Raw genomic sequence first — 9,724 nt, 5'->3', positions numbered from 1 at the left:
TGATCTTCCTGGCCGAGGCGTTCACCCGGCCGGCGATGATGCACACCCTGGCCCAGATCGGCTTCCAGCAGTCCTACACCTACTTCACCTGGCGCAACTCCAAAGAGGAGCTGACCGAGTACCTCACCGAGCTGTCGGGTGAGGCCGCCTCCTACATGCGGCCCAACTTCTTCCCCAACACCCCCGACATCCTGCACGCCTACCTCCAGCACGGCGGCCGTCCCGCCTTCGAGGTCCGGGCCGTCCTCGCCGCGACGCTGTCACCGGCCTGGGGCATCTACTCCGGCTACGAACTGTGTGAGAACACCCCGCTGCGCGAGGGCAGCGAGGAGTACCTCGACTCGGAGAAGTACCAGCTCCGCCACCGCGACTGGGCGGCCGCCGAACGCGAGGGCCGCACCATCGCCCCGCTGCTCACCCGCCTCAACACCATCCGGCGGGAACACCGGGCACTGCGCCGGCTCAGAAACCTCCGCTTCCACCACACCGACAACGACGCGCTCATCGCGTACAGCAAGCGCAGCGGATCCGATGTCGTCCTGGTGGTCGCCAACCTCGACCCGCATCACGCCCAGGAGGGCACGGTCTCGTTGGACATGCCGCAACTCGGCCTGGACTGGTACCAGTCGGTGCCGGTGCGCGACGAGCTCACCGGCGAGACCTACCACTGGGGCAGGACCAACTACGTGCGCCTGGAGCCGGGGCGGGCTCCCGCGCACGTCCTTCACGTCCAGTCCCCGCCCGCCGCGCACGCGACCCCAGGGGCAGGAACGTCATGACCGTGAACGAGCCCGTGCTGGACACCTTCGAGGACACCCCCGCGAGGGACCGGGATCCCGACTGGTTCAAGCGCGCCGTCTTCTACGAGGTGCTCGTCCGCTCCTTCCAGGACAGCAACGGCGACGGCGTCGGCGACCTCAAGGGCCTGACCGCGAAGCTGGACTACCTCCAGTGGCTCGGCGTCGACTGCCTGTGGCTGCCGCCGTTCTTCAAGTCCCCCCTGCGCGACGGCGGTTACGACGTCTCCGACTACACGGCCGTGCTGCCCGAGTTCGGCGACCTGGCCGACTTCGTGGAGTTCGTCGACGCCGCCCACCAGCGCGGCATGCGCGTGATCATCGACTTCGTCATGAACCACACCAGCGACCAGCACCCGTGGTTCCAGGAGTCGCGCAAGGACCCCGACGGGCCCTACGGCGACTACTACATGTGGGCCGACGACGACAAGGGCTACCCGGACGCCCGGATCATCTTCGTCGACACCGAGACCTCGAACTGGACCTTCGACCCGGTGCGCGGCCAGTACTTCTTCCACCGCTTCTTCTCCCACCAGCCGGACCTCAACTACGAGAACCCCCGCGTCCAGGAGGAGATCCTGGCCGCGCTGAGGTTCTGGCTGGACCTGGGCATCGACGGGTTCCGGCTGGACGCGGTGCCCTACCTCTACGCGGCCGAGGACACCAACTGCGAGAACCTGCCCGCCTCGCACGCGTTCCTCAAGCGCGTCCGCCGCGAGATCGACGCCCTCTACCCGGACACCGTGCTGCTGGCGGAGGCCAACCAGTGGCCCGAGGACGTCGTCGACTACTTCGGCGACTACGCCAGCGGCGGCGACGAGTGCCACATGGCCTTCCACTTCCCGGTCATGCCGCGCATCTTCATGGCCGTGCGCCGCGAGTCGCGCTACCCGGTCTCCGAGATCCTGGCCAAGACCCCGGCCATCCCCTCGGGCTGCCAGTGGGGGATGTTCCTGCGCAACCACGACGAGCTCACCCTCGAGATGGTCACGGACGAAGAGCGCGACTACATGTGGGCCGAGTACGCCAAGGACCCCCGCATGCGCGCCAACATCGGCATCCGCAGGCGCCTGGCCCCGCTGCTGGACAACGACCGGCACACCATCGAGCTGTTCACCGCGCTGCTGCTCGCCCTGCCGGGCTCGCCGATCCTGTACTACGGCGACGAGATCGGCATGGGCGACAACATCTGGCTCGGCGACCGGGACGCCGTCCGGACCCCCATGCAGTGGACCCCGGACCGCAACGCCGGCTTCTCCACCTGCGACCCGGGGCGCCTCTACCTCCCGGCGATCATGGACCCGGTCTACGGCCACCAGGTGACCAATGTCGAGGCGTCGATGTCGTCGCCGTCGTCGCTGCTGCACTGGACCCGCCGCATGATCGAGATCCGCAAGCAGAACCCCGCCTTCGGACTCGGCTCGTACACCGAACTGCCCTCCTCCAACCCGGCGGTGCTGGCGTTCCTGCGGGAGTACGAGGACGACCTGGTCCTGTGTGTCAACAACTTCGCGCGGTTCGCGCAGCCCACCGAACTGGACCTGCGCGAGTTCGCGGGGCGGCACCCGGTGGAGCTGTTCGGCGGGGTCCGCTTCCCCGCCATCGGCGAGCTGCCGTACCTGCTGACCCTCGGGGGCCACGGCTTCTACTGGTTCCGGCTCACTCGAGTCGCATCCCGCATCGGCCGGCGACTGTGAGCCTGCGCCGAGACAAGGAGGCGTGACCATGCCGAAGACCGCATCCCTGCGCCCGGACCTCCCGCGCCTGGCCGAGCCCATGGAGTCGCTCGGCCGGCTGCTGCGCGACTGGCTGCCCCGGCAGCGCTGGTTCGCGGGCAAGGACCGGCCGGTCACCGAGCTCGGCCTGCTGTCGATGACCGAGCTCTTCCCGGGCTGTCTGCATCTGCTGGTCCACGCCGGTCACGCCGGCCACGCGGGCGTGCCCTCGCCCGGCGGGGCTCCCCAGGCCGGCGACTGCTACCAGCTGCTGCTCGGCGTGCGCGAGCACCCCTCGCCGCGGCTCGGGCGGGCGCTGATCGGGCGGGTGCAGGACGGGCCCCTGGCCGGCCTGACCGTCTACGACGCGCTGCACGACCCCCGTTCGGCCCAGCTGCTGCTGGACCGGCTGCGGCATCCGGGCACCACGGGTCCCCTGCGCTTCGACTGCGATCCGGACCAGCGGGTGCCCGCCGGACTGGTGCCGCGGCTGCTGGACGCCGAGCAGTCCAACTCCTCGCTGGTGTACGGAGACGAGTACATCCTGAAGGTCTTCCGGCGCATCCAGCCGGGCGTCAACCCGGACCTCGAGGTGCCGGGCGCGCTGGCCCGCCAGGGCTGTCACCGGGTGCCCGCGCCCGTGGCCTGGTTCCAGACGAACCATCCGTTCAAGGCCACCCTCGGCGTGCTCCAGCCGTATCTGCGGGACGCCTCCGACGGCTGGACGCTGGGTCTGAACGCGCTGGCCGCCGGGGACGACTTCACCGTCCAGGCCCGGGCGCTGGGGGCGGCCACGGCGGAGGTGCACCTCGCGCTGGCGTCGGCGTTCCCCGTCGGCGGGCCCGGGGAGAACGGACAGACGGCGGCCGCGATGACCGAGCGGCTGGACGCCGCCGCGCACTGCGTGCCCGCTCTGCAGCCGTTCGTACCCGGACTGCGGACCGCGTTCGCCGCCCTCACCAGCTGCGATCCCGGGCCGCCCGCCCAGCGCATCCACGGTGACCTGCACCTGGGTCAGGTGCTGCGGGCGGGGCGCGAGTGGTTCGTCATCGACTTCGAGGGCGAGCCGTCCCGGCCGCTCTCCGAACGGCGCAGCGCCCACTCCCCCGTGCGGGACATCGCCGGGATGCTGCGTTCCTTCGACTACGCCGCCCGGCAGCGCCGCCCCTGGCGCCCGGAGTGGGCCCGTCGCTGTCGCGAGGCCTACTGCGCGGGCTACGCGGCCCGCGCCGGCTGGGACCCGCGCAAGAAACACGGACTGCTCCGCGCCTATGAGACGGACCGGGCCGTGTACGAGGTGCTGTACGAGGCACGGCACCGCCCCGACTGGCTGCCTGTACCGATGGCGGCGATCGAGCGCCTCGCCGTGAGAGGAGACTGAGCCGTGGCCCTGCGCGACACCTCAATCCCGGAGCCGTCCGGCCCGGTCCCGAGCACCACCGCCCCTGCCCTGAGTCCCGAGGACCGCGGGCGTCTGCTGGCCGGAGCCCACCACGATCCGCACGCGCTGCTGGGTGCCCACCCGGTGCCCGGCGGGATCGCGTTCCGGGCGCTGCGCCCCTTCGCCCGCGCGGTGAGCGTGGTGATCGGCGGCAGCCGCACGGCCCTCGTCTCGGAGGGCGACGGCCTCTTCTCGGGCGTGCTGCCGCTGGAGGAGATCCCCGAGTACACGCTGCACGTGGCGTACGAGGGCGGAGAGCAGGAGACGCACGACCCGTACCGCTTCCTGCCCGCGCTCGGCGAGCTCGACCTGCACCTGATCCGCGAGGGCCGGCACGAGGAGCTGTGGCAGGCGCTCGGCGCGCAGCCCATGACCCACGAGGGCGTGACCGGCACCCGGTTCACGGTGTGGGCGCCGAACGCGCAGGGCGTGCGGGTCGCCACGGACTTCACCCACTGGGACGGCACGCAGTTCCCGATGCGGTCCCTGGGCGCCTCGGGCGTGTGGGAGCTGTTCCTGCCGGGTGTCGGCGAGGGCACCGCTTACAAGTTCGAGATCCACTCCCGGCACGGGCACCGCTTCCTCAAGGCGGACCCGATGGCCCGGCGCTGCGAGGAGCCGCCCAACACGGCGTCGATCGTGACGGCCTCGCACTACGAGTGGGGCGACACCGAATGGATGGCGCACCGCGCCGACACACCCGTGCACGAGGCGCCGTTCTCGGTGTACGAGGTGCACCTGGCGTCCTGGCGGCCGGGGCTGACCTACCGGCAGCTCGCCGAGGAACTCCCGGCGTACGTCAAGGACCTGGGCTTCACGCACGTGGAGCTGATGCCGGTCGCCGAGCACCCCTTCCACGGGTCCTGGGGCTACCAGGTGACCGGCTTCTACGCGCCGACGTCCCGGCTGGGCACGCCGGACGACTTCCGGTTCTTCGTCGACTCCTGCCACCGGGCCGGGATCGGCGTGATCATGGACTGGGTGCCGGCGCACTTCCCGAAGGACGACTGGGCACTGGCGCGGTTCGACGGTGAGCCGCTGTACGAGCCCGGTGACGACCGGCGTGCGGAGCACCCGGACTGGGGCACCTACGAGTTCGACTTCGGCCGCACCGAGGTGCGCAACTTCCTGGTCGCGAACGCCGTGTACTGGTGCGAGGAGTTCCACATCGACGGACTGCGCGTGGACGCGGTCGCCTCGATGCTGTACCTGGACTACTCGCGCGAGGACGGCCAGTGGGAGCCCAACGCCTATGGCGGCCGGGAGGACCTGGCGGCGATGGGGTTCCTCCAGGAGATGAACGCGACCGTGTACCGGCGGGCGCCGGGCGTGGTCACCATCGCGGAGGAGTCCACCGCCTGGGGCGGCGTGACCCGGCCGACCGAGACCGGCGGGCTCGGGTTCGGGCTGAAGTGGAACATGGGCTGGATGCACGATTCGCTGGAGTACATCGCCCACGAGCCGGTGCACCGCAAGTATCACCACCACGAGATGACGTTCTCGATGGTGTACGCCTACAGCGAGAACTACGTCCTGCCGATCTCCCACGACGAGGTCGTGCACGGCAAGCAGGCGCTGGTGTCGAAGATGCCCGGCGACTGGTGGCAGCGGCGCGCCACCCACCGTGCCTACCTCGGCTTCATGTGGGGCCACCCCGGCAAGCAGCTGCTGTTCATGGGGCAGGAGTTCGCGCAGGGGGCCGAGTGGTCGGTGGAACAGGGCCCGGAGTGGTGGCTGCTCGACGACGGCTACCACTCGGCGGGTGACCACCGAGGCGTGCGCGACCTGGTGCGCGACCTGAACACCGTCTACCGGGGGACGCCGGCGCTGTGGCAGTGCGACACCCGCCCGGAGGGCTTCCGGTGGGTGGCGGTGGACTCGGCCGACGACAACGTCCTCGCGTTCCTGCGCTACGACGCCGAGGGCCGTCCGCTGCTGGCGGTGTCGAACTTCTCCCCGGTGGTGCGGCAGGACTACGGCCTGTGGGTGCCCGGTGACGTCGTCGCCTGGGAGGAGCGTCTCAACACCGACGACGCACGCTACGGCGGCAGCGGCGTCACCAACCCGGATCCCGTCAAGCCGGAGGACGGCCGTGTCCACCTCACGCTGCCTCCGCTGGCCACGGTGTGGCTGACGCCGTTCGCCGTGTGAAGTCCTGTCGCCCCGGCAGGTGTCCCACCCGCCTGTGAGGGGCACTGGGGGTCGTACCACCGGGAGCACCCGGTGGTACGGCATGGCAGGGCACAGAAGGGCGGGCATCAGGTGCGCACGGTGGGTGTGGAGGAGGAACTCCTCCTGGTCGATCCGGAGACCGGAGAACCGCGGGCGTTGTCCGCAGCGGTGCTCGCCCGGGCGGAGAAGGCCGACGCTGATCAGGACGTCTTCGAGAAGGAACTCCACGAGCAGATGCTGGAGTTCGCCACCCATCCGCAGTCGTCCATGGAGAGCCTGCGCGCGGAGATCGCCCGGTGCCGCAAGGAGGCCGCCCGGCACGCGGAGGAGATCGGCTGCACCGTGGCGGCGCTCGCCACCTCACCGCTGCCCGTCAGCCCCGCTGTCAGCGTGAACCGGCGCTACCAGTGGATGGCGGACCAGTACGGCATCGCCACCCGGGAGCAGCTCGTCATGGGCTGTCATGTGCATGTGTCGGTGGAGTCCGACGAGGAGGGCGTCGCGGTCATCGACCGGCTGCGGCCGTGGCTCCCGGTGCTGCGGGCGCTCAGCGCGAATTCGCCGTTCTGGCAGGGCAAGGACACCGGGTACAACAGCTACCGCAGCCGGGTGTGGCTGCGCTGGCCGTCGGCCGGCCCGACCGAGATCTTCGGCTCGGCCGAGCGGTACCACCGTCTGATCGCGGACATGGTGGCCACCGGGGCCCTCCTCGACGACGGGATGATCTACTTCGACGCCCGGCTGTCCCCGCGGTATCCGACGGTGGAACTCCGGGTCTCGGACGTCTGCCTGCACTCCGGCACGGCCGCGCTCATCGCCACGCTCGTCCGCGGGCTGGTGGAGACCGCCGCGCGCGAGTGGCGGGCGGGCCGAGAGCCGCTGGGCCACAGCGTCAGCCTGCTGCGGCTGGCCGACTGGCAGGCCGCCCGGTCCGGTCTCTCGGGCGAACTGCTGCACCCCGGGACCATGCGGCGGATGCCCGCCGAGGCCGTCGTCCGTGCCCTGCTGGACCATGTCGAGGAGGCCCTCGACGGCACGGGCGACCTGGAGCGGGCCGGCGCCGCCTGCGAGGAACTGCTGCGGGACGGCAACGGCGCTCAGGTGCAGCGCGCTCTGATGGAGCGCACGGGGAGTCTGCGGGACGTCGTCACCGAGTGTGTCCGCCAGACGCAGGCGTGAGGCGTTCCGTCCCGCTCGGACCGGGGGTTCAGAGGATCAGGACGAGGGCGTAGGCCAGGAAGAACGCCGCGATCAGCACCGCGACGACGATGATCACGGTGAGCGGGGCCTTGGCCCAGCCCTTGGTCGGATTGTGGGTCTCCCGGGGCAGCGTTTCCGGCATGCTGCTCTCCACGGGCGGGGTCTCGCCCGGCGGCACACCGCCGCCGGGCTCCAGACCCGGGGTGCGTTCTGGTTCGGGATCGGGGCTGATGTGAGTCATGCCGTCCGGGTCCCCCGATCACGACGAGATCACCAGTGGGTCCACTTCCGTATTTTCCGACCCCGAAGGGTCCTGACTCGACTACATTCGAGCACCGCCGATGACGGTACCCGTCGGCAATGTCACACCCCGTACACGTCAGGAGCAGTGCATGCGCGACCTCGCCGTCGCTCCCCCGGCCGTGGCGCCCCTGACCGGCGGGCTCGCCGACAGCGTCTTCGAGACGGCGGGCCGCGAACCGACCCGGCCGATGCTCGCCCGCCGGGCCGACCCCGCCTCCACGACCTGGGAGGAGGTGACGGCGATCGAGCTGCGCGACCAGGTGGTGGACGTGGCCAAGGGGCTGATCGCCTCCGGGATCGCGCCGGGTCAGCGCGTGGCGATCATGGCGCGCACCCGGTTCGAGTGGACGGTGCTGTGCTACGCGCTGTGGGCCGTGGGCGCCGAGGTGGTCCCGGTCTACCCGACCTCCTCGCGTGACCAGGTGGAGTGGATCCTGCGGGACGCCGGCTGCGTGGCCGTGGTCGTCGAGGACGAGCAGGGCGTCATGACCGTCGGCTCGGTGTGCGCATCGCTGCCGCTGCTGCGCCACGTCTGGCAGCTGGACGCGGGCGCGCTGGAGCAGCTGACGGACCGCGGGGAGTTCATCCCGATCGCCACGGTCGACTCGATGCGGCGCATCGTGCTGCCGGACTCCACGGCCGTCATCGCCTACACCTCCGGCACCTCCGGGCACGCCATGGGCTGCGCCCTCAGCCACCGCAACCTGGCCGGACCCTGCGACACGCTGCTGGCGGGCTGGGGGCACACGGCGGCGCCGCGCGGGGAGCAGGGCTCCGTCCTCGCGTTCCTGCCCTTCTCCCATGTGTACGGGCTGATGATCCAGGGGCTGTGCGTACGCGGCGGGCTGCTGATGGGCCACCAGGGCGATCTGAGCGGGGAGGCGCTGTCGGCGGCGCTGCGCTCCTTCCGGCCGACGTACCTCTACGCGGTCCCGTCGATCCTCGAGAAGATCTACAAGAACTTCCTGCGCACGGCGCAGCAGGGGGGCCACGGCTCTCTGTTCGAGCGGGCCGCGGAGACGGCCCAGGACTTCGCCGCGGCCCTGGAACGCCAGCGGCTGGGCCGCGGCCGGGGGCCCGGCTTCGACCTGCGGCTCCAGCACGCCCTGTACGAGCGCACGGTGTACCGCAGGCTGCGGGCGGCGCTGGGCGGGCGGGTGCAGCGGGCGACGTCCGGCGGCTCCCCCCTCAGCCGCGATCTGTCCCTCTTCTACGAGGGCATCGGCATCTACGTGCACGACGGGTACGGCCTGACGGAGACCGCCGGCGGGGTGACCATGCAGCCGCTCGGCCGGGAGAAGTCGGGGACGGTCGGACAGGCCCTGCCGGGCATGGAGATCCGGGTGGCCGAGGACGGGGAGATCCTGGTGCGCGGCCCGTCGGTGTTCCAGGGATACGTGGGCGACCAGGCCGCCACCCGGGCCGCGCTGCGCGGCGGGTGGCTCGCCACCGGGGACCTCGGACGGCTGGACGCGGAGGGCTATCTGACGATCACCGGCCGCAAGAAGGACATCATCATCACCAGCAGCGGCAAGAGCGTCGCCCCGCTGGCCCTGGAGCAGCGGCTGCGGATGCACCCGCTCATCCACCAGGCCGTGGTGGTGGGCGACAACCGGCCCTGTGTCGGCGCCCTGATCACGCTGGATCCGGAGTTCCTTGCGCACTGGCGGGCCGGGCTGGCGCTGCAGGGCGAGATGCGGGAGGCCCGGGAGGAGAACGCGCTGCGGGAGGAGGTCGCCCGGGCCGTGGCCGCGGCCAACAGTGTCGTGTCGCCGTCGGAGTCGATCCGGGTGTTCCGGGTGCTGCCGGAGTCGTTCGACGTGACCAACGGGCTGCTCACGCCGTCGATGAAACTGCGCCGCGACGAGATCGTGCGGCACTACGCTTCCGAGATCGACGCGATGTACCAGTCACGCAGGCGTCCGGGGCGGCCGAGCACCCCGGACGAACCCTCTAACTGGGACGATTCCGACAACGTGTTCCGCTGAGCCTGCGGCCGGACGCGTAGGCGACGCCCACTCGGGAACACGCAACAGTGGCGACGCAAGAGAAAGGACGACAGCCCTGACGACAGCCTTCGCTGACGCCCGGGCCGG

At 71.0% G+C, this 9,724-nt stretch carries 6 protein-coding genes and 1 pseudogene; 6 read left to right on the top strand and 1 reads right to left on the bottom strand.

The genetic code is table 11. The features are described from left to right. The 5 genes and pseudogenes from K4G64_RS11765 to K4G64_RS11745 all read left to right on the top strand — a co-directional run. Positions 1-779, top strand: a pseudogene (locus K4G64_RS11765) (alpha-1,4-glucan--maltose-1-phosphate maltosyltransferase); the annotation flags it as partial. Beyond that, on the top strand, positions 776-2,494 hold the full coding sequence (gene treS, locus K4G64_RS11760; protein WP_221755969.1) for a maltose alpha-D-glucosyltransferase: 1,719 nt from the start codon (positions 776-778) through the stop codon (positions 2,492-2,494). The pseudogene K4G64_RS11765 and the gene treS, both read left to right, overlap by 4 nt. Positions 2,495-2,522: 28 nt before the next feature. Further along, positions 2,523-3,893, top strand: coding sequence for a maltokinase (locus K4G64_RS11755; protein ID WP_221755968.1), 1,371 nt, complete (start codon positions 2,523-2,525; stop codon positions 3,891-3,893). A 3-nt stretch (positions 3,894-3,896) separates the two neighbouring features. Continuing rightward, the gene (glgB, locus tag K4G64_RS11750; protein ID WP_221755967.1) at positions 3,897-6,104 is read left to right on the top strand and encodes a 1,4-alpha-glucan branching enzyme; all 2,208 of its coding nucleotides are present in this window, start codon (positions 3,897-3,899) and stop codon (positions 6,102-6,104) included. Positions 6,105-6,215: 111 nt separating this feature from the next. Continuing rightward, positions 6,216-7,304, top strand: a complete 1,089-nt coding sequence (locus tag K4G64_RS11745) for a glutamate--cysteine ligase (protein ID WP_221755966.1) — start codon at positions 6,216-6,218, stop codon at positions 7,302-7,304. A gap of 28 nt (positions 7,305-7,332) precedes the next feature. Here the strand turns inward: K4G64_RS11745 and K4G64_RS11740 are convergent, their stop codons facing one another. Further along, positions 7,333-7,566, bottom strand: coding sequence for a DUF6480 family protein (locus K4G64_RS11740; RefSeq protein ID WP_221755965.1), 234 nt, complete (start codon positions 7,564-7,566; stop codon positions 7,333-7,335). A 151-nt stretch (positions 7,567-7,717) separates the two neighbouring features. On the opposite strand from K4G64_RS11740, the gene K4G64_RS11735 reads away from it, so the two are divergent. Next, positions 7,718-9,616 carry a long-chain fatty acid--CoA ligase gene (locus K4G64_RS11735; protein ID WP_221755964.1) on the top strand — a complete coding sequence of 633 codons (1,899 nt, stop codon included), beginning with the start codon at positions 7,718-7,720 and terminating at the stop codon, positions 9,614-9,616. Positions 9,617-9,724 lie beyond the last annotated feature (108 nt).

The sequence above is a fragment of the Streptomyces sp. WAC04114 genome, assembly GCF_019733245.1.
Classification (GTDB): domain Bacteria; phylum Actinomycetota; class Actinomycetes; order Streptomycetales; family Streptomycetaceae; genus Streptomyces; species Streptomyces massasporeus_A.
The sequence above is the reverse complement of the archived record's forward strand: the minus strand, read 5'-3'. Positions and strand labels throughout refer to the sequence as shown.

Bases quoted from the DNA above. Each gene is read 5' to 3' on its own strand.
- treS (WP_221755969.1), top strand. From the start codon at position 776: ATGACCGTGAACGAGCCCGTGCTGGACACCTTCGAGGACACCCCCGCG.
- K4G64_RS11755 (WP_221755968.1), top strand. From the start codon at position 2,523: ATGCCGAAGACCGCATCCCTGCGCCCGGACCTCCCGCGCCTGGCCGAG.
- K4G64_RS11740 (WP_221755965.1), bottom strand. From the start codon at position 7,566: ATGACTCACATCAGCCCCGATCCCGAACCAGAACGCACCCCGGGTCTG.
- K4G64_RS11735 (WP_221755964.1), top strand. From the start codon at position 7,718: ATGCGCGACCTCGCCGTCGCTCCCCCGGCCGTGGCGCCCCTGACCGGC.